Origin of the sequence: Sphingobium sp. BS19 (assembly GCF_027925545.1) — a bacterium.
Taxonomy (GTDB): Bacteria; Pseudomonadota; Alphaproteobacteria; order Sphingomonadales; family Sphingomonadaceae; genus Sphingobium.
Window position 1 is genome coordinate 1 of the sequence record NZ_BSEF01000008.1, and the last position, 19,284, is coordinate 19,284.

General features: G+C 64.1%; 25 protein-coding genes. 22 read left to right on the top strand and 3 right to left on the bottom strand.

Annotated elements, in window-relative coordinates; genetic code table 11:
- The first annotated feature begins 194 nt into the window (after positions 1-194).
- From QMG56_RS10220 to QMG56_RS10285, 14 genes are all read left to right on the top strand, one after another.
- Positions 195-458, top strand: a complete 264-nt coding sequence (locus tag QMG56_RS10220) for a ribbon-helix-helix domain-containing protein (protein ID WP_281822469.1) — start codon at positions 195-197, stop codon at positions 456-458.
- Positions 451-798: a type II toxin-antitoxin system RelE/ParE family toxin gene (locus tag QMG56_RS10225; protein WP_281822470.1), complete on the top strand. Its 348-nt coding sequence runs from the start codon at positions 451-453 to the stop codon at positions 796-798. The genes QMG56_RS10220 and QMG56_RS10225 overlap by 8 nt, the downstream gene beginning before the upstream one ends.
- 196 nt (positions 799-994) lie before the next feature.
- Positions 995-1,474, top strand: a complete 480-nt coding sequence (locus QMG56_RS10230; RefSeq protein WP_281822471.1) for a hypothetical protein — start codon at positions 995-997, stop codon at positions 1,472-1,474.
- Between the two features lie 55 nt (positions 1,475-1,529).
- Complete coding sequence (locus QMG56_RS10235; protein ID WP_281822472.1) at positions 1,530-2,066, top strand: hypothetical protein; 537 nt, start codon at positions 1,530-1,532, stop codon at positions 2,064-2,066.
- Positions 2,063-2,437: a hypothetical protein gene (locus QMG56_RS10240; protein ID WP_281822473.1), complete on the top strand. Its 375-nt coding sequence runs from the start codon at positions 2,063-2,065 to the stop codon at positions 2,435-2,437. Before QMG56_RS10235 ends, QMG56_RS10240 begins: the two co-directional genes overlap by 4 nt.
- Before the next feature lie 192 nt (positions 2,438-2,629).
- The gene (locus QMG56_RS10245; protein WP_281822474.1) at positions 2,630-3,094 is read left to right on the top strand and encodes a hypothetical protein; all 465 of its coding nucleotides are present in this window, start codon (positions 2,630-2,632) and stop codon (positions 3,092-3,094) included.
- Positions 3,091-3,270, top strand: a complete 180-nt coding sequence (locus tag QMG56_RS10250; RefSeq protein WP_281822476.1) for a hypothetical protein — start codon at positions 3,091-3,093, stop codon at positions 3,268-3,270. The genes QMG56_RS10245 and QMG56_RS10250 overlap by 4 nt, the downstream gene beginning before the upstream one ends.
- A gap of 123 nt (positions 3,271-3,393) precedes the next feature.
- Positions 3,394-4,506 (top strand): phosphoadenosine phosphosulfate reductase family protein, encoded by a 1,113-nt coding sequence (locus QMG56_RS10255; RefSeq protein WP_281822478.1) that lies wholly within the window; start codon positions 3,394-3,396, stop codon positions 4,504-4,506.
- 73 nt (positions 4,507-4,579) lie between these two features.
- Positions 4,580-5,227, top strand: a complete 648-nt coding sequence (locus QMG56_RS10260; protein ID WP_281822479.1) for a hypothetical protein — start codon at positions 4,580-4,582, stop codon at positions 5,225-5,227.
- A 12-nt stretch (positions 5,228-5,239) separates the two neighbouring features.
- Entirely contained in the window at positions 5,240-5,704 is a 465-nt protein-coding gene (locus QMG56_RS10265) for a hypothetical protein (protein ID WP_281822480.1), read from the top strand.
- Between the two features lie 49 nt (positions 5,705-5,753).
- A complete protein-coding gene (locus QMG56_RS10270; RefSeq protein WP_281822481.1) occupies positions 5,754-6,323 on the top strand; it encodes a hypothetical protein in 570 nt (189 codons plus the stop codon).
- Complete coding sequence (locus QMG56_RS10275; protein WP_281822482.1) at positions 6,320-7,045, top strand: hypothetical protein; 726 nt, start codon at positions 6,320-6,322, stop codon at positions 7,043-7,045. The genes QMG56_RS10270 and QMG56_RS10275 overlap by 4 nt, the downstream gene beginning before the upstream one ends.
- Positions 7,042-7,272: a hypothetical protein gene (locus QMG56_RS10280; protein ID WP_281822484.1), complete on the top strand. Its 231-nt coding sequence runs from the start codon at positions 7,042-7,044 to the stop codon at positions 7,270-7,272. The genes QMG56_RS10275 and QMG56_RS10280 overlap by 4 nt, the downstream gene beginning before the upstream one ends.
- Positions 7,269-9,020 carry an ATP-binding protein gene (locus tag QMG56_RS10285; RefSeq protein WP_281822485.1) on the top strand — a complete coding sequence of 584 codons (1,752 nt, stop codon included), beginning with the start codon at positions 7,269-7,271 and terminating at the stop codon, positions 9,018-9,020. Before QMG56_RS10280 ends, QMG56_RS10285 begins: the two co-directional genes overlap by 4 nt.
- A gap of 442 nt (positions 9,021-9,462) precedes the next feature.
- Here the strand turns inward: QMG56_RS10285 and QMG56_RS10290 are convergent, their stop codons facing one another.
- Both QMG56_RS10290 and QMG56_RS10295 read right to left on the bottom strand, forming a co-directional pair.
- The gene (locus QMG56_RS10290; protein WP_281822486.1) at positions 9,463-9,951 is read right to left on the bottom strand and encodes a hypothetical protein; all 489 of its coding nucleotides are present in this window, start codon (positions 9,949-9,951) and stop codon (positions 9,463-9,465) included.
- Positions 9,948-10,208 carry a hypothetical protein gene (locus QMG56_RS10295; protein WP_048576319.1) on the bottom strand — a complete coding sequence of 87 codons (261 nt, stop codon included), beginning with the start codon at positions 10,206-10,208 and terminating at the stop codon, positions 9,948-9,950. Before QMG56_RS10295 ends, QMG56_RS10290 begins: the two co-directional genes overlap by 4 nt.
- A gap of 517 nt (positions 10,209-10,725) precedes the next feature.
- Here QMG56_RS10295 and QMG56_RS10300 point away from each other — a divergent pair.
- The 4 genes from QMG56_RS10300 (at position 10,726) to lptB (ending at position 14,386) form a co-directional block, all read left to right on the top strand.
- Positions 10,726-11,466: an SDR family NAD(P)-dependent oxidoreductase gene (locus tag QMG56_RS10300; RefSeq protein WP_048576320.1), complete on the top strand. Its 741-nt coding sequence runs from the start codon at positions 10,726-10,728 to the stop codon at positions 11,464-11,466.
- 49 nt (positions 11,467-11,515) lie between these two features.
- Complete coding sequence (gene phbB, locus QMG56_RS10305) at positions 11,516-12,238, top strand: acetoacetyl-CoA reductase (RefSeq protein WP_043153860.1); 723 nt, start codon at positions 11,516-11,518, stop codon at positions 12,236-12,238.
- A 25-nt stretch (positions 12,239-12,263) separates the two neighbouring features.
- Positions 12,264-13,448, top strand: coding sequence for an acetyl-CoA C-acyltransferase (locus QMG56_RS10310; RefSeq protein ID WP_281822489.1), 1,185 nt, complete (start codon positions 12,264-12,266; stop codon positions 13,446-13,448).
- A gap of 80 nt (positions 13,449-13,528) precedes the next feature.
- The gene (lptB, locus tag QMG56_RS10315) at positions 13,529-14,386 is read left to right on the top strand and encodes an LPS export ABC transporter ATP-binding protein (protein WP_082166103.1); all 858 of its coding nucleotides are present in this window, start codon (positions 13,529-13,531) and stop codon (positions 14,384-14,386) included.
- Between the two features lie 148 nt (positions 14,387-14,534).
- Here lptB and QMG56_RS10320 read toward each other — a convergent pair whose 3' ends face one another.
- Positions 14,535-15,263: a TetR/AcrR family transcriptional regulator gene (locus tag QMG56_RS10320; RefSeq protein WP_281822491.1), complete on the bottom strand. Its 729-nt coding sequence runs from the start codon at positions 15,261-15,263 to the stop codon at positions 14,535-14,537.
- Positions 15,264-15,393: 130 nt separating this feature from the next.
- On the opposite strand from QMG56_RS10320, the gene phbB (QMG56_RS10325) reads away from it, so the two are divergent.
- The 4 genes from phbB (QMG56_RS10325) (at position 15,394) to QMG56_RS10340 (ending at position 19,280) form a co-directional block, all read left to right on the top strand.
- The gene (gene phbB / locus QMG56_RS10325; RefSeq protein WP_048576323.1) at positions 15,394-16,122 is read left to right on the top strand and encodes an acetoacetyl-CoA reductase; all 729 of its coding nucleotides are present in this window, start codon (positions 15,394-15,396) and stop codon (positions 16,120-16,122) included.
- Between the two features lie 104 nt (positions 16,123-16,226).
- Positions 16,227-16,646, top strand: a complete 420-nt coding sequence (locus QMG56_RS10330; RefSeq protein WP_092959735.1) for a hypothetical protein — start codon at positions 16,227-16,229, stop codon at positions 16,644-16,646.
- A 166-nt stretch (positions 16,647-16,812) separates the two neighbouring features.
- Positions 16,813-18,210, top strand: coding sequence for an efflux transporter outer membrane subunit (locus tag QMG56_RS10335; protein ID WP_281822493.1), 1,398 nt, complete (start codon positions 16,813-16,815; stop codon positions 18,208-18,210).
- A complete protein-coding gene (locus QMG56_RS10340) occupies positions 18,207-19,280 on the top strand; it encodes an HlyD family secretion protein (RefSeq protein ID WP_281822494.1) in 1,074 nt (357 codons plus the stop codon). The genes QMG56_RS10335 and QMG56_RS10340 overlap by 4 nt, the downstream gene beginning before the upstream one ends.
- Positions 19,281-19,284 lie beyond the last annotated feature (4 nt).

Below are 19,284 nucleotides of genomic sequence, written 5' to 3' on the forward strand. Positions count from 1 at the left end.
CGCCAACACGATCTCAGCCTCACGCAGCTTGCCGATAATCTCTTCCGGCTTGTGCCTCTTGCCCATTTCCAAACTCCTTCATAATCCAAAATAACAGAGATTCTGGACCACTCAGAAGGGGGCAGATCAGTCGCCGACCAGGCCTGTCAACGGGTAGGATTTTATGCTACCCAGATATGCGGAGGCTTGAGTCCATGCAGCACGCCGAAAAGATCAGTATCACGATGACCGCGGAGCAGCTCGAAGCAATTCGGGCGAGCGTTCAGGCGGGTGAATATGCGTCGACCAGCGAGGCCTTGCGCGACGCGGTCCGCCTGTGGCAGCGCCAGCGCACCGCAGACGCCGAACGCCTGGCGTCGATCAAGGCCCGCATCCGCCGATCCATCGACGATCCGCGTCCCAGCCTGTCCGAAGCAGAGGTCGATGCACGCCTCGAACGCCTGTTCGCCGATGAATGAGGCCGAGGTTGTCTATCGTCCCGAGGCCATCGACGATCTCGAACATATCTTCCGTTCCATCCTGAAACTCAGCCTCGATCGAGCGACGGCACGCGCCTATGTCGCCAGAATAAGAGAACGGTGCAGGCGGATTGGCAATGTGCCGAAAGGCGGATCCATCCGTGACGACCTCGAACCAGGGCTACGGACTGTTCCTTTCGAACGACGAGCGGTCATCGCCTATCGCCTGAACGACGAGCGCGTCGAGATCACGAACATCTTCTACGGCGGACAAGACTTCGAGGCCATCTACCGCGCACGGCGCACAAGTGAGGATGAGTTCCCCACCGAAACGCACTGACCGCAAGGGGACCGGCGCGTTGGTTCATCATCATCCGCATGTAACCGCCCGATAGCAGCGGGACACACCACAAGGAAATCATCGGCTATGCACCTTCCGGGCATAGGACCCTCATAGCCTGCTGAACGATTTGTGGGAGGGAAGGAGGGAAGGGGTGGCGCTCTCGCCAGGGGAGCGGCTCCCGGAGACTTCCCTCATGCAAATCGAACTGCGCCGCATCACCTACAGCGCTGCGCACTCGCAAGAGACCAGCGCATATACCGCTGACGTCTATATCGATGGCGAACTCGCCTTCCATGCCCGCAACCAGGGCCATGGCGGGTGCGATTTCTACCACAAGGCCGGCCGATGGACCGAGGCCGAGGTCGATGCGTGGCTCAAGGTCAACCGGCCTGCCCGTTCGCATCAAGGCATCACCCTTGAGCACGATCTCGAAACGGAAATCGGCGACCTGCTCGCCCGAGAGCTTGAATATCGTCGCCTCAAGCGCCTGTTTCGCACCAATCTCGTCACGATCGAGCGCGGCGAGATATTCCAGTATCCGCTACGCAAACGCCCCCTGGCAGTCGTCACCCGCGCCGTCCTCGCCACCAATCCTGACGCGGTCGTCGTCAACGGCGCGGACGATGCGCGCCTTCGCGAGGCGGTCGATATTCTCATCGCCGCCGCCGGCTGACCAGGCTCCGCCTGCAAAATCCACTTTCACCGCATCGCCATCAAGGAGACCAGAGATGGCCAACAACTATCTGGAAACGGCGTTCAACATCGCCGTGACGCCGGAGGAAGCGGCGTTGCTCGAAGAATGTTTCGCGACCGCAGGAGAAATATCCAGCGGTTTCGCCAGCGTTCCGCAGGACGAGATGAATGCCGCCAAGGCCTGCTATGCCGCGCGCAGCGAGACCTTCAGGACGGTCTTCCCGCTGATGGTGGGCGAGGAGGATCCCTTTGCCAGTTTCCTCGCGCTCTGGTCCGATCCGGACTTCCCTGACTTCGACGCCGGTCTCAGCATCAACGACAATCCCGACAGCAAGGAAAAGATCGCCTTCATCAGCGGGCAGCAGGCCGATGTCTCGGCGCTCGCATCGCTGATCCAGAAGGTCTGCAAGTCGGCGCTGCCTTACGGCTTCGAATGGGCTGCGGTCTGCGACAAACTCCGGCCGGGCGAGTTGGGTGGCGGCTATTTCGTAATCACCGATACCGAAATCCTCGGAGGCTCGACGCATTGGCTCATGCAGGAAACGCTGCAGGGCCTGCGCGCGGGAGCATGACCATGGCAGGCGGCACCAACGCCAGCATCACGCTCCTTGTCGAGATATTCGATCCCCAAGCCATGTGGGACCACGCCCTGGGGATATTTGCAGGAGCGAGCCTTCCTTACAAAATCCACGATCAGGCGGACCCGACCCGCGTCGGCGACGAGCTTCACGACGGATTCGTCGCGATGTGCGGCAGCCGCGATGACCCCGACATCTGCGAATGCCTCCGCCAGATCTTCGATCCAGTCGAATGCCCGCCAGGCGTCCAGATCGACGACAGCACGGCCGAGCTCGCCCCGCCCACATGCGATGAAAAATATCCGCACTTCATCGGAGACCGCGGTGAACTGGGCGTCGATGGCTTTGGAGCCGGGCATGAATAAGGCTGTCCTCACCCAGCCCTGCAGCGAATGTCCGTGGCGCCGCAAACACCCACCCCGACTATGGCGAGGCGCTCAACACGATCGAGCAGGACACGCTGACCGTGTTCCAATGGGCGCATGAGTTCCTCGAACACCACAACAATCCCGGCGCCTGGGCCGAGAAGATCAGGGCCACTCTGATGGAGACGCACGATGGGAAAAGCGAACAAGACACTTGACGAGGCCGAGCTGGATTTCCGGCATGCGCCGGGTCCAGAGGGCGCCGCCGACCTGCTGACTGTCGCCACCGTCTATTGGAACGACGCCATGATCGGCGATGAAACCTATGCCGAGAAGGTTCGCCTGGTTCGTGACTGGCTGACCAGGCCAACGAACTCCATCGACCAAGCGCATGAAGGTCCGATCGCAAACGCCGCGCGCCGTATCGCGAGCTATACCGACGGTGCCGCTCGCATCAACATCTACAAGGCCGCGAAACAGGAACTGGCCCGGCACGGTGACGCACTTCGCTCGCTGCTGAAGGAACTTGCCGGCATCTTCGACGCCATCGATGACCTGCCGCTCAATGATGACGGTGCGCGGGAATTGCGTCCCGGAATGCTCGACCGCGCTCGTGAAATCTCGGCCATCGCTCAGGGTCAGGGAGGTGCGGCATGACCGAAGACGAATTCGACGCGCTGGTCGACGACGCGACGCATGCCGTCAACAATCTCATTCCCGATCGATATCTCACGCCGATGGGCGACAACGCACGCAGCGGACTGCTGGTGTCGATCAATGACGCCCTGACCGCGATCCTGCGCGACGTCGTCGAACCGGACAACGAGGCCTGACGCCATAGCCGCCTTGCTCGCTACTCGGCCGTCCCGTTCGGTTTAGCCCGGCGCGCGATCGGCCTCAGACGCCCGCATCACACCAACAACATCGAGATCCCCATGTCAGCATCGACAGCGGGTGTGTTCGAGCACGCCCTCCCGCCGCTCGCCATCGACGAGCCGATCCGCAAAGCCCTTTCCGACGGCGCATGGGTGGCCTTCAGCCTCTCGGGCGGCAAGGACAGCGGCGCCTCGGCCTATGCCGTCAGTCAACTGCTCGACCGCATGGGCCACCCCCGTAACCGCCGCATCGCCGTCCATGCCGACCTTGGTCGCGCCGAATGGAACTCGACGCCGGCCCTGGTCGAGGCGATCGCCGTGCGCATCGATGTCCCGCTGACCGTCGTTCGCCGCCCGGCCGGCGACATGGTCGCACGTTGGGAACAGCGGTTCGAGAGCGGCAAGCGCCGCTACGAGGCCCTGGAAACCTATAATCTGATCGGCCCCTGGTCATCCTCCTCGCTGCGCTTCTGTACGTCCGAACTCAAGGTTCAGGTAATCGGGCCGGACCTCGCTCGACGGTTTCGTGGACAGACGATCGTCTCCGTCATCGGACTCCGGCGCTCGGAAAGCCTGGGACGCCGCAATACACCGATCTCTCGCATCGATGACCGCTTCGCCAAATCCGGCAACGCCGCCGGCACGCGCATGATCAACTGGCATCCTCTGGTCGACTGGTCTGACGAACAGGTATTCGCCGCCCATGCCCGTCATGGCCTGCCGCTCCATGAGGCTTATCACCTTCATGGCGCAAGCCGTTTGTCCTGTGCCTTTTGCGTGCTCGCCTCGCTGCGCGATCTCTCTGCCGCGACGGGCGCGCCTGACAATCTCAACCTCTATCGGCATTTGGTCGGCATGGAGACGCGCTCGACCTTTTCCTTCCAGCCGCAGCGCTGGCTCGCCGACGTCGCACCGGCGTTGCTCCCTGCATCGCTCCTGCGAGACGTGCAGCGCGCCAAACGGGACGCCGGACAACGCCGCCAGATCGAGGCCGCGATGCCGTCCGGCCTGCGATTCGTGAAAGGCTGGCCGCCCCGGCTGCCCACACCGGCAGAAGCAACGCGGATAGCCATAGCACGCTATCCGATCCTTGAGCGGCACGGCCTCGAAAACCGCTTCCCCAACGGCCCGGCCGTGTTCGCCCGCTTCGCAGAACTGCTCGACTCCAAGGCGAGCCGCGCCACAGCCCTCTGAGGCAGATCACCGGAAGGAGAGGGGGTGAGCGGGAGGCGCGCGCGAATGCGCATGACCTCTCGGAGATCGCCCAATGTCCTATGACATCGCTGCGCGCTTTCAGCAGGCGCTCGATCCTTCGGCCCTCAACACGATCCCGGCCTGTCTGCACGCGCTCATCGCCGCGATCGAAGACTGCCGCAACGCCGGCAAACCGCAGGATGTCGACCCGGCCGTCCTGTTGCTCGCCCGCCACCTCGGGACGATCGCCGAAGACACCGGCGCACCCAGCATCCAGCTCCGGCACGACTGCATGGACGCCGTTGCCGATCTTCGGCGCCGTCCAGCCCTGATCGCGCTCGCCAACAAAGGCGTCGGCTATGATGCGCCCGCCAAGAAGCTCTTCCACGCCGATGGCCGCAAGGCGCTCAAGCGGCTCGCTGACGCGCTTGGACTGCCTTGCGAAAGCTACACCATTCGAAGCAGCCCGGGAGGCATCGCAGTCAGCGGTGAGATCCTGCTGCACGGCGCGGAAGTCTATGTCCAGCTGAGCCTCGGCTGCCTCGGACCAGGCCATGAAGTCCTGTTTCGCCGCGTTGCGGGCCGCGCCGATCATATCGGCGAACGCAACCATTGGGCCTCGGTGAACGAACTTGTCCAGCCCGACCGATTTGCCGCGCACATTCGGCGCGAACTTCATCTCACCGCACCGGCCGCAGATCGCGACCGGCTGTTCGCCTGACGGAGGCATGCCATGCAGATCATCGTTTCACGCACCCGCCTGTCGGGAACGCCTCCCGATTACGAATATCGAGCGCTCGCACTCGCCGAAGGGCTGACGGCCGAGCGCCTGGCGCGCGCGCCCACGGTTCCCGGCCCGAAATCCACCGCTCAAATTCCGTGCGTACGGATCGCGCAACTGATCGCACCGGAGCGCTATTTCACGATCGAGCGAGACCATGACAGGGCGGAACTCGCCACGCGCATTCTCATTGTCGCGAGGCGCATTGAGACGCTGATCGTGCGCAGCATCTTCCCCGAGATGACAGCCGACTGGCTGCCGATCACCTTCCGTGTCGAGCACGATCCTGCCGACGCCGCGACATGGACCTCCATCGACGATCTCGACGGGGCATTCGACAGGTTCAAACCGGATCGGGACATCCTCACCGCTTTCGACTTGGGACTGCGTCAGGACAGCGACCGCCGTGCCGCCTGAATTCCGCGTTCCCGAGCCAGTGCGGGCACCGCACACAAAGGAGATTTCCATGGGCGATATGTATCTGGCCGCCAGCCTCGAAACGGCCGCCTGTCTCTGGGAAGCCGTCCTGGAGATGCGCGACACCAGGCATGCCGCGGATCCGGCGACGGCCGCTCGATCGGCGGCTATACGCGCGGCGTTCGGTCGGATCGGCACCAGCGTCATCCGGCTGACCGTGCTTGGTTGGACCGAACCCGTCGACCTGTCCTGGGCGCAGGTGCGCGACAGCTACGACGCGCCGTTCGACTGGGAGTTCGTCCCCGGCTGGATTGCCGCCAACGTCGACTGGTCGACCGAATATCCCTCACTTCGGGCGCCATCGCCTGGGTTCGAACCATCCGCTGATCCACCCGGTTACGATCTGGAAATTCCACTCATGCTGACGGCGGTCGTGCGTACCCATCACGGGGAAGCCGCCGTCAACGCCGCGGCGAGGGCGCTCCTGTCCCGCATAGAAGCTGCAAACGACTGCCTGACCGGCGATGACTATGGCGTCGTGGCGGTCACAGAATTCGGCATCGGCAGGACCGGCGATGCTTTCATCATTACTCCCATCAGCGAGGACGTAATCCCATGAAGATCTTCATCGCCATCGGCGCGCACTATGCCCATCCCAACGAGCTTCGGCGTTACTGCGGCACCTTGCCGGGTGCGCGCGAAGCTGCCGTCACGATGGTCAATCTGCTCCGCAGCGATATCCACAGCGATATCCTCCCGCCAGTTCCCGCCGCCCAATGGGAGGAAGGGCTTCTGCAGGCGCAGCGCCAGCGCCTCGCCCAGCACGACCTGGACACCAGCGACCTCGATACCGAGGCTCTCGCCACCGCGGCCGAATGCGGCGTCTGGATTGTCGAGGCCGAACTTGAAGGCCATCAACTCCTTCCGGCGCTGGATGACCACGAACTGGCCACGATCCTCGCGGCCCTGCGTCTCTTGCAGGAACAGGGGTGCCCCGAGCACCTGACAGACATCGCAACGGAAGGCTTTTCCCTCGATCCGATGGCCGCTGACGAAATCGACGATCTCTGCGAGCGACTCAACATCGGCGGTACGCCCCATGAACTGCCGCATGTCGTCGTCGCGCTCGAAGGCGGGCTGGTTTCCGGCGTGGTGGCCGACCGTCCAATCATCTTGCGCACGGTCGATTACGATACCGAAGGCGCCGACGACGACGAAATCTCCCTGGTACCGCAGGACAACCGCGATCCCGTGGCGGCTATCGTCGCCTGCTGGTCAGACGATGCGGTGCTGGTCGACCCGACCTGGATCGTAGACCTCGAGACTTCGCTGGAATTTTGACCGTGGCCGGCTATTTCGCGAGAGCCAGCTACCGCACCAGGTCCGGCAATCCCCGATACTGGACCGGCCCCGTCGACGCCCCGGATATCGAAGCTGCCTTGAGCAAGGCAATGACGAGCATTGCCCGACGACATCGTGGCGCTAGCAAGATCGACATCCATCTCACAGCCACGCCGCTCGTTGACATCCGGGCACCGTCACGCCGGGAAAAAGGGGAGGCGGAGTGAACGGGCGTGACGGGGGAATGGTCCGCCCGTCCGTCCGGAGTGCTCTTATGTCGCTTCCACGCACCATCCAGACCGCTGTCGGTCAAACCCTGATCGGCAAGGTCGGCCGCCTGTTCAACGGCAGCGTCTCTGACGTTCTCCATGAACTCCTCCAGAACGCCAGGCGCGCGGGCGCGACCCGCGTCGACATCGACAGCCTGGACCTGGCTGGCCATCCAACCCTCATCATCCGTGACGACGGCGCCGGGATCGACGATCCGGCCAAACTCGTGACTCTCGGCGAGTCCGGCTGGAACAGCGACATCGCCGATCGCGAGGATCCCGCCGGAATGGGCGTCTTCAGCCTTGCCGGCCACCGCGTCGAGATTCGCTCCTTTTCTCCTGCGGCCAGCCAGGGCTGGCGCGTCATCATCACGCCCGACGCATGGGAAACGGGCATGCCGCTGGAAATCGCACCTCATTCCATCGATCGCGGAACCGAAATTCTCATCGACATGCCCGAAACCTGGGGCGACCAACTCGCGCCCGCAGCCTCCAGGGCGACTAAATATTATCCTCTTCCGGTCCGCTTGGGCAGCGACCCGCTCGAACGCCTGGACTTCCTCGCCGGCGCGAGGCGTGTCGAGGAGTGGAACGGCTGCCGAATCGGTGTCTTCCACGACCGTGAACTGTACACTTCGCAGGATCCCCGCATCAATTTCCACGGTGTCAGCATCCCATGCGAGCTGCCGCAAGTGCATGAGATCGAGGGTCAATATGCATGGAGGGTCCGCATCGATATCGTCGACGCCCCGGCGCTGCAGCTCGTCCTGCCGGCGCGCAAGGAGATGGTCCAGAACGCCGCGCTCGGGGCGCTCCGTGAAGCTGCCGAGCAGGCCATCTATCGAACCATAGCGACCAACGACAGCCATCGCCTGCCTCACGCGCAATGGCTGCGGGCCGTGACGCTCGGCATAATCTTGCCCGAGGCCGAACCGTGGCTGTCCGCATGGGAGCCGCGCATCGCCGACGGTCACGGGATCGCCGAAGGCAACCGCATCGCGGGCGAAGCGATGATCCTTCTGCCCACTGAAGAGCCCCATATCGAACAATGCGCCAACCGTGTGCTGCGTACCGGCAAACCGCTCGGCGGCACCCTCGTCCGGGAGATCCATGCCCTTGAGGGCTATTCCTGGTACGACGCTCTGCCGCGCGTCACGGGCCTTTCATTCCATGTCGACAGCGAAGCCGCCATCTACGACTATAATGCCGATTCCATCGTGCCGGAGGGCGTTGAGTCGGGCCGCGTCTCCGCCATCACCCTCGAGATAGCGATCAGCGCCTCGCGCGACCCGTCCGAAGACAGCGACGTCTACGCCTTTCCGACTGACGTCCTCATCGCGCCCGATGACGCCTGGTACGCAGACATCGACCAGACGGCGATCCTTCTCGCCAGCGACGCCATCATCTCTCCGATATCGCTGGCGGTTCTAATCGACGCAGCCTGTTTCTCGCCCGGCGACGATTGCGGTTACGATAGCTGGGAAACCCAGCACGCCTATTTCCAGAAACGGGCCCGCCATATCGCTAACGAACTCCTGCTCGGCGAGGAGACGGCGATCATCGAACGCATCCGCGGCGCACTGTGGGATGAAGTCAGCTGGCTCGTCCCCGACGGCCGCAAGATCAGCATAGTCGCTGGCCGAAACGAGATGACGGTCGCCTACATGCCGACGCCGGACGGCCCGGCGGCTCCCTCGGCCGCTTAGCCCAGCCGCGCCAACAACAGACCGCCGCCGCGCCCCAAGTTACGGCGGTCTGCCACCCGGTTCCCCTCATTTCCATCCAATGGGCCACCCGCCAGCGGCCAGGCGCTGTCATATATTGCCCGATTGCCAAGCTGCCGCGTGGCGTTCCCGCGCCGCCGACATCTACGCGACGAGCAACGACCTCATGACGAAGGGAAGGGGGAGGGCGCCTCGTGTCGCGTGAGCAAGACGCTCGCCCGACTCCCAGTGCGTTGCCGTCAGCTAACCTGGTCCGACATCCAACCGGCTCGATGCCACGCACGCGCACCATGCAGGAACGCCGCCATGCATATCGACTATTTGATCGAAGGAACTTTCCCCGTGCCGGACGGCACTACACCGGTTGAGGGGATCGCGAACCAGTTCAGGCTGCCGTCGGGCGAGATCATCTCCGTCCATCCGATTATCGAGATGGCGAGCGGTCTCCACACGGATGACCATCGTGACCTGAGCTATTCGCAAGCCGCCGAATATGGAATCGCGCTTGCGTCGCCGACCGCAAAGCAACAGTGATCTGCTGCGAACGCCACGCCGGAATGGAAAGCGTCGCGCCATCCAGCGTCAGGTCGGAAGGCGCGCGAAAGCAATAGCGAGCGCGCATGAACCCGCCAGGCGGCACGGTCAGGCTGGCCGGGACATTCGCGGCGCGTTCGAGCCATACGGTCCGGACAGATCCGGCAGCCCCGATCCGTGCCTCGATTCGGTCGGGCAAGGATACCGTTTGTGGATCTCGGTCCCCGTTGAGCAATCGCAGATCGACCAGAATGGCGCCGTCCTGGTCGCGCTGGCCGGCGTCGCCGATCAGGATCTCGACCGGCGAGGCGGCATGGGCCGTCGGCGCGAGGAGAATCGATGCGCCAGCCATGAACCAGAAGTGCGGACGGATCGTCATGCGCGCAGGTGCCAACCGCTGTCGCCTGCACCACGGACCGGATAATCGAACAGCCGCGTATGTTCGCGCGCGATCCTGGCGTTGCGCCGCGGTCGCTTGCCCGGCGGGAGGGCGAGGTGAAATGTCCGGTCGGAGAAGACCTGGAGGAGCATTGCGGGCGGAAAAGCCGAGGCGAGCCGGGTAACCGCGGCGCGAATGAATGTCTCTGCAACGTCTTCCAACGGGTCTGGTGGCGAAGTGGCGGCGGATGTGTCCATGTTCCTCATCTCCAATCGGACATGCCCTTCCATCGCCTGACAGCGAGGAACACGCACTACGCGATGACGTAGCCTGACTCAGCATCCTCCCCTGAAACCGCCTCCGATTATACCATCGTTATCAAGCGGCTACTCTCATCTTACCACCACGCATGTCTTTCCGAGAGTCGCCAATTTCACAGAACGGTACTGCAGGGGAGAGATAAGGCGCAACCCCGGCCATCAGTATATTTGCGCCTGGCCCGACACAGAATATGTCCTCCGCCATCCGATTTGTGACGATCCTGCCGCTCCAGCCGTCGTCCATTCCTCACGCTTTCCCGGATGGAAAGAGGAACGAATTAGCGTCGATACGAAACGCATAAGTATAGTTCCCGATGGCGGGGTGGTGCTCCGGCGATGCACATGAACCGCATATCCCGTGGTGATCGGGAATCCAAAACGCCAGGGAGAGGTGCCGGATCGGCTTGGCGACGCCCGTTTTGGGCGGCGGCTTTCGTGCGCTCTGGAGAACCGGATGTTCGACTTCAATGACAAGGTCGCGATCGTGACCGGAGCCGCCAGCGGGCTGGGCGAGGCCATCTCCCGTGAGTTGGCCGCCTCCGGCGCCCGGCTCGTGCTCGCCGATCTCGATATCGACCGTGTACACGCTCTCGCTGCCCAGATCGATGACGGCAGGGCCTTTCCGCTTCGGACGGACGTGGCGAATGCCGCGGATGTCGAGGCGATGGTGGCTTTCGCGGTGAAGACCTTCGGCCGGCTCGATCTTGCCGTGAACAATGCCGGCGTCGGCGGCGCCTCCGCTCCGGCCGGTGAATATGATCTTGCCGAATGGCGGCGCGTGCTCAGCGTCGACATGGACGGCGTGTTCTACGGCATGCGCTATCAGATCCCGGCGATGCTGGTTTCGGGCGGCGGTGCGATCGTCAACATGAGTTCGATCTGCGGCATGCTCGGCCTGCCCGGCACCATCGCTTACGCGGCTGCCAAGCACGCCGTGGTCGGCATGACCCGGACCGCAGCCGTCGACTATGCCCGCAAGGGCATTCGCATCAACGCGGTGGGGCCAGCGGTCATCGATACGCCGCTGATCCGGGCGCAGGGCGAACCGTCGCCCGCGCTGATCGATCAGCATCCCATTGGCCGGCTCGGCCGGCCCGAGGAGGTGGCGGCGCTTGTCGCCTTTCTGCTGTCCGATCGCGCCTCGTTCATGACCGGCGGCTACTATCCCGTCGATGGCGGCTATCTCGCGCAGTGACCGCGTCGCCCACTCCCTTTTCATCAGCACCAGCAGCAAGGAATTTCTCATGTCCCGTATAGCGCTTATCACCGGCGGCGTGAGCGGTATCGGCGCCGCGACCGCACGACTCCTCAAGGCGCATGGCTACACCGTCGTCGCCAATTATTTCGGCAACGAGGCCGAAGCCCAGGCGTTTCACGACGAGACGGGCATTCCGGTCTATGGCTGGAACGTGGGCGATTTTGCCGCGAGCCAGGCGAGCGTCGCCAAGGTCGTGGCGGAGGTCGGGCCGGTCGACATCCTCGTCAACAATGCCGGCATCACCCGCGACGGCACGCTCCACAAGATGAGCGAGGAGCAATGGCGCAGCGTGATCGACGTCGACCTCGGCGGCTGCTTCAACATGTGCCGCGCGGTGATCGAGGGCATGCGTGAGCGGCGCTTCGGCCGGATCGTCAATGTGAGTTCGGTCAACGCGCTGTCGGGGCAGTTCGGCCAGACCAACTATGCCGCCGCCAAGGCGGGCGTGATCGGCTTCACCAAGGCGCTCGCGCTCGAGGGCGCGGCGCGCAACGTCACGGTCAATGCGATAGCGCCGGGCTATACCGACACCGCCATGGTCGCCGCGGTATCGGCGGAGGCGATGAAGGCTGTTCTTGGCGCCGTTCCCGTGGGCCGTCTCGGCACGCCCGATGAGATCGCGCGCGGCGTCCTCTTCCTTGTCGAGGACGAAGCCGGCTTTGTCACCGGCGCCACGCTTTCGATCAACGGCGGCAAATACATGGCCTGAAGCGGCCGAATGGAAGGAGAAGATCATGACCAAGAATGTTGTTCTTTGCGCACCCGTGCGAACCGCGATCGGAAGCTATGGCGGCAGCCTCAAGGACATGGCCGCGCCGAGACTCGGCACTATCGCCATTGCCGAGACGCTCAAGCGCGCCGGCGTAACCGGCGACGCGATCGATACGGTCGTCATGGGCCAGGTGGTGCAGGCCGGAGCGAAGATGAACCCGGCGCGGCAGGCGGCGATCGGTGGCGGAATCCCTGACACTGTGCCGGCGATGACCGTCAACCGGGTCTGCGGCTCCGGAGCCCAGGCGATCGCCACTGCCGCGCAGGAGATCATGCTGGGCCTGACGAATGCCGCTGTCGCGGGCGGGATGGAGAATATGGACCAGGCGCCCTACCTTATCGAGAAGGGCCGCTGGGGTTATCGCATGGGCGACGGCAAGCTTTTCGACAGCATGCTCCATGACGGTCTCAACGACGCGTTCGTCGATCAGCATTCGGGCTGGGTGACCGAGGACCTCGTCACGAAATTTCAGATCTCGCGCGACGCCCAGGACAGTTGGGCAGTGCGCTCGCAACAGCGGTTCAGTACGGCCCAGGCGGCCGGCAAGTTCGACAGCGAGATCGTGGCGGTCGAAATTCCGGGACGAAAGGGGCCGACCAGCTTTTCGCGGGACGAGCAGAACCGACCGGATGCGACGCTCGAAAGCCTCGCCCACCTCAAGCCGGCCTTTCGTCCGGAAGGAACAATCACGGCAGGCAATGCGCCCGGCCTCAATACCGGCGCGGCGGCGATGATCGTGGCGAGCGAGGACTGGGCCAGCCAGCACGGCGTAGCTCCGGTCGGTCGGCTGGTCGCTTTCGGCGTGGGTGCGGTGGAGCCCGGACTGTTCGGGCTGGGGCCGGTCCCGGCCGTGCGCCAGGCGCTCACCCGTGCGGGCTGGTCGGTGTCGGATCTCGAACGGGTCGAGATCAACGAAGCCTTTGCCGCGATCGCCATCGCCGTCGTACGGGAACTCGGGCTGCCGGAGGACATCGTCAATGTCGAAGGCGGGGCGATCGCCCATGGCCATCCGATCGGCGCGACGGGCGCGGTGCTGACGACGCGGCTGCTCGAGTCGATGCGGCGCGACGGGCTCAGGCGCGGGCTTGTCACGCTTTGCATCGGGGGCGGGCAGGGCGTTGCCCTGGCTCTTGAAGCCGTCTCCTGAGCGAAGAGGCTTGGGGCGGCGATCGATCTTCCGTCGACGCCGCTCCGGTCCGAACGCAACCGATAAGGTGTCGCGTGCCCATGCTCATCGCGAGCTTTCTGGAAAACCCACTCTCGCAGGGGAACCGGAGAGCCGTGGATAGCGGCACGTCTGTTCATACGGATGGCGGTCCGGTGACCGGTCGACTAGGCGAATTGCAGAGTTCCGCCGGTGCGGCCGAAGGGCTCTCGATTGTGGGGATCGAAAAATCATTCGGTGCCCGAAAGGTCCTCCACGGCGTTTCGCTCAACGTCAAACCGGGCGAGATCGTGGGGCTGCTTGGTCCCAACGGCGCCGGAAAGACGATCTCCTTCTATGCGATCATCGGCTTGACGAGCGTCGATGCCGGCAGGATCCTGCTTGGCGGAGCGGATGTCACGGCGCTTCCGATGGACAGGCGCGCGGCACGGGGTCTGGGCTATCTTCCGCAGGAGCCATCGGTCTTTCGGGGCATGACGGTCGCGGAAAACATCACCGCGGTGCTCGAGTGCCGCACGGATGATCCCGCGGTGATCGCGGCGCGCCTCGATGAGCTGCTCGCCGAATTCAGCATCGCCCATGTCCGCGATACGCCGGCTCCGGCTTTGTCAGGCGGAGAACGCCGCCGCACCGAGATTGCTCGTGCGATGGCCGCGAAGCCGGCCATCATGTTGCTGGACGAGCCCTTTACCGGCATCGACCCCCTGTCGATCGTCGATATCAAGCTGATGGTGCGCGACCTCAAGCAGCATGACGTCGGCGTTCTCATAACCGACCATAATGTCCACGAGATGCTCGAACTGGTCGACCGGGCCTATGTCATCCATGAGGGAAGGGTGCTGTTCGAGGGGACGCCCGACGCGGTGCTTCACAATCCCGATGTGCGCAGACTCTACCTTGGTGAGGACTATGAGCAGTGACCTGTCCTTTGGTTGATCATAGCGCTCCGTTGCCGTCGGTCAGCACAGGCCATCTTTGACGGCGTCCTGCTCGTGCTCATGCATCGGGGCGACGCCATGGTGCCAGATTTGCGGTCGGAGTCCATGTCCAACAGGATCGAACATGGAGTTAACCGGAACAGTCTTCGTCCAGGAAGGGCATTCCGCGCGCGATGAGATTCATGGTGCGCTCAAGATAGTCGGATTTGGCGCGAGACGTGTTTTCCAGCTCATGCCGCAGGAGAATGCGCTGCCGCGGGCTTGTGACGAACGCGTCGAAGAGGAACGCCGCCAGGAACGACAGGTCGACCGAGCTGTCGCTGCCGTCGTTGCGATGGGCCTGCTCGAGAATTGACTGGATGATCGCAATTCCCGCCTTGGCTCCCATCGAAGGCTTGGCCTGGCCGGCTTCCGATTCATGATCGGCGATCCAGTTGATCAGGGAATCCAGGCCGATAACCTCACGCTTGAGCGATGCATCCAGGATTTTCCTGCCGACATGGAGCAGCTTGTCCCGCGTCGAGCCGGCCGGAATGGTCGATGCGATCGGCCTGAGATGATGCGCGATTCCATGCTCGACGGCAGCGACAAGCAGCGCCGTTTTGGACCCGAACCGGGAATAGAGCGTGCGCTTGGAGACGCTGGCGGCGATCGCGATCCCCTCCATGCTGGCGCCTTCCACGCCATGGGCGATGAACTGTTCGAGCGCCACATCAAGAATATGAACGCCCAGTAGCGCCGCGATTTCCTGCGTCGGCCGGCCCCCTTTGGGGTCACGCGGCGGCAGGCGCCTGGCACGTCCGGTTGATGTTGCTCTTGTCATAAAACCGTCTCTAACCCGATCATCCAGGTCTTGCATGAGTTTTGACTTGATCCGGTATCGCCAGGAGGCGATAACAAAACCGCTAAGTATACATACGCATTGTCCGGGGAGGAGCTGTGGGGGAAACCTCGCGGCGCATCTGAAACAGGAACGGACCCGGACGATCATGACGGATATCGCACTCGTAACCGGTGGCACGCGCGGGATCGGCGCGGCCATCGCCCGATCGCTGAAGGCCGAAGGCCATGAGGTGGCGGCCGTCTATCATGGCAATGACGCCGCCGCCGCCCGGTTCAAGCAGGACACCGGCATATCGGTGTTCAAATGGGACGTTGCGGACGAGGCGGCCTGCCGGGACGGCGTGGCCCAGGTCGAAGAACGGCTTGGGCCGGTGTCCATCCTCATCAACAATGCGGGCATCACCCGCGACGGGGTCTTCCACAAGATGAGCTGGGACAATTGGCGGTCCGTGCTGGCGAACAACCTCGACTCGATGTTCACCATGACCCGCGCAATCATCGAGGGCATGCGCGAGCGGCGCTTCGGCCGGATCATCAACATCTCGTCGATCAATGGGCAGAAGGGCCAGATAGGGCAGGTCAACTATTCCGCGGCGAAGGCGGGCGTGATCGGCTTCACCAAGGCGCTGGCTCAGGAAAATGCCGCGCGCGGCATAACCGTCAACGCGGTCTGTCCCGGTTATGTCGACACCGACATGGTCGCCGCCGTCAAGGAGGAGGTGCGCGCCGGGATCATCGCCGGCATCCCTGTCGGCCGTCTCGGCGACCCCGACGAGGTCGCGCAAGCGGTCTCCTATCTCGCCTCGCCAAAGGCGGCTTTCTGCACGGGCTCGGTGCTTACCATCAACGGAGGGCAATATATCGCCAATGGCTGAGCCTCGTCTGCCATCGTGCGTAAGGACAATCCCTCATATCGCAGCGCAGCATCGCAACGGAAACTGTTTTTCCTCCCGCCTCGATTCTCGAAAGGACCTGACCCATGAGCTATCCCCTCGATCAGATTACCGCCCTTGCCAAGGCCAATGGCGAGCTTGTCCTCAAATTCGCCGAGATCGCCCGGAGCGGTGGCGAGGAGTATGCACAGATCGGCAGCAAGGCGGCGACCCTCTTCGTCGATCAGTTCAAGGAACTGAAGCCGGGGACTGTCCCGAGCTTCAGAAGCGACGCGGTCACGAGCCTGCTCGGCGAGGTCGAAAAGAGCCGGGAGGCCTCGGTGAGCAAGATCAAGGCGGCCGTCGACGAATGGCAGGGTAGCTGGAAAGATCTGCTCTCGCAGACGACCAACCAGCAGGAACTGTCCGATACGTTCCGGACGTGGTTCCAGCCCCTGGCCAAGCAGATATCTGTGGCCGAGCCCGAGAAGGCGAAGGCGCCTGCAAAAGTTTCCGCGACAGCCTGAGGGTCGCAACTCACGGCGAACAACGGCTCCCGCCCGGTCCCCCGGGCGGGAGCTGCCTATTTGAAGACCGAACCAGGGGGCAGTGCGCGACGATATGGCCGTTCCAGAGATCACAGGGGCCAGATACCGACGGCCAGCGATAAGCGCAGCCTGTCTCGCTGCGTCCATGCTTCTGGCCGGCTGCTCGTTCGCGCCGGCGCATGTCCGTCCGCCGCAGCCCGTTCCGCAAACCTATGCCGCATCGGCCTCCGGCTCGCCGTCCATCGCCCGGATCGGCTGGTATGATTTCTTCCGCGAGGCGCAGCTTCGCACGCTGATCGCTGCTGCGCTGGAGAACAACCGCGATATCCGGATCGCTTCAGGGCGCGTCGCGGAGGCGCGGGCGGCGTGGCGGATCCAGGGATCGGCGCTCTACCCCCAACTCGATGCCGTGGCGACCGGAACGCGGGGACGAACCCCCGCCGATCTGTCGGTGACGGGCCAGGCGGTCACCGGCAACCAGATCTACGCCCAGCTGAGCGCCGGCTGGGAGATCGAATTCTGGGGCCGGCTGCGCAACCTCAACGAGGCGGCGCGGGCGCAATATCTGGCGACGGAGGAAGCGCGGCGCGCGATCGCGACCGACCTCATCGCCCAGGTCGCCAACGGCTATCTGCTCGAGCGCGAATATGAAGAGCGCGCGGAATTAGCGAGCCGGACGATCACGACGCGCGAGGAGTCGTTGCGCATCCTACGCCGGCGGTATGAGGTGGGATCGGGCTCGAAGCTCGAGATGACGCAGGCACAGACCCTGCTTGCGCAGGCGCAGACGGCGCTGCAGGCGCTCGACCAGGATCGCGACGTCAATCGCAACGCCCTGGCGCTGCTGGTCGGGCGTCCGGTCGACATCCCGCCCGGGCCGCTCGGTCTTGCCGAATCGGCCCCGGAGATGGCGCTTCCCGCTGGCCTGCCGTCGGAGCTTCTGGCCAACCGGCCCGATATCGTGGCGGCGGAATATTCCCTGCGCGCCGCCAATGCGAATATCGGCGCCGCGCGCGCCGCCTTCTTTCCCAATATCAGCCTGACCGGCGCCTTCGGCACGGCGAGCAGCGAGCTGGACGGTCTGTTCAGGGATGGAAGCCTCTCCTGGAACTTCACGCCGACCATCAGCCTGCCGCTGTTCAACGCCGGACGCCTCAAGGGCAATCTCGACGTCGCGAAGGCCCGGCAGGTGATTGCCGTCGCGGACTATGAAGGGACGGTGCAGGCCGCGTTCCGCGATGTTTCGGATGCCCTGGTCCGGCGCCGGCAACTCGGCCTCCAGATCGAAATGACGCGCACGATGCTCGCGGCGCTTCAGGAACGCGCGCGCCTTGCCCAATTGCGTTTCGACAACGGGCGCTCGGCCTATCTCGAAGTCCTCGACGCGCAGCGCGACCTGTTCGACACCGAGCAGACGCTTGTCCAGCTTCGCCGCGCCCATCTCGGGAGCGCCGTCGCCCTCTATGCGGCTCTGGGCGGGGGCTTCATCCAGAATCCAGCCTTCGACATCAACACGGCTGAAACCAGGAATCCAGTGCAATGACGATGCCCCAGAAGACGTGGATCATCAGGGGCGGCATCGCCATGGCCATTGTTGCCGTGGCCATCATCCTCTGGCTGCTGCTCAAGCCCGCTGACCTTCCAGACGGCATCATTGGCGGCAACGGCCGGATCGAGGCGATCGAGATCGACATCTCCGCCAAAACCCCTGGGCGGATACGCGACATCGTCGCCGACGAGGGCGACTTCGTGAAGGCGGGACAGGTTGTCGCGCATATGGACATCGATGTCCTCAACGCCCAGCGCTCCGAGGCACAGGCGCAGCTCGCCCAGGCGCTCAACGCCATCCTGATCGCGCAAAGCCAGGTGTCGCAGCGCCAGAGCGAGCGCGCGGCCGCCTTTGCCGCCGTCCGGCAGCGTGAGGCGGAGCTGAACGCCGCGCGCAAGCGGCTGGCGCGTTCGGAGACGCTGGCGCGCGAGGGCGCCACTGCCGTGCAGGAGCGCGACGACGATCAGGCGCAGGTCGAAGGCGCGACGGCCGCCGTCGAGGCGGCGCGCGCGCAGATGGCGGCGGTCGATTCGGCCATCGGCACCGCGCGCAGCCAGGTGATCGGCGCGCGCTCGAACGTCGATGCGGCCCGCGCTACGATCGAGCGGATCGAGGCCGATATCCGCGACAGCGACCTGCGCGCTCCGGTGGCCGGAAGGGTCCAGTATCGCGTGGCCCAGCCGGGCGAGGTCGTCGCCGGCGGCGGGCGGGTACTCAACCTCGTCAATCTCGGCGACGTCTACATGACCTTCTTCCTGCCCGAGACCGGGGCGGGACGCGTGGCCCTGGGGAGCGACGTGCGGATCGTGCTCGATGCCGCGCCCGACTATGTGATCCCGGCCAAGGTGTCGTTCGTCGCCGATGTCGCGCAGTTCACGCCCAAGACCGTCGAGACGGCAAGCGAACGGCAGAAGCTGATGTTCCGGGTGAAGGCGCGGATCGATCCCGCCCTGCTCGATCGCCACATCACCCAGGTCAAGACCGGGCTGCCCGGCATGGCCTATGTGCGGACCAGCCGCGATGCCGAATGGCCGGCGAAGCTGACCGTCAACGTGTCGCGATGACCGC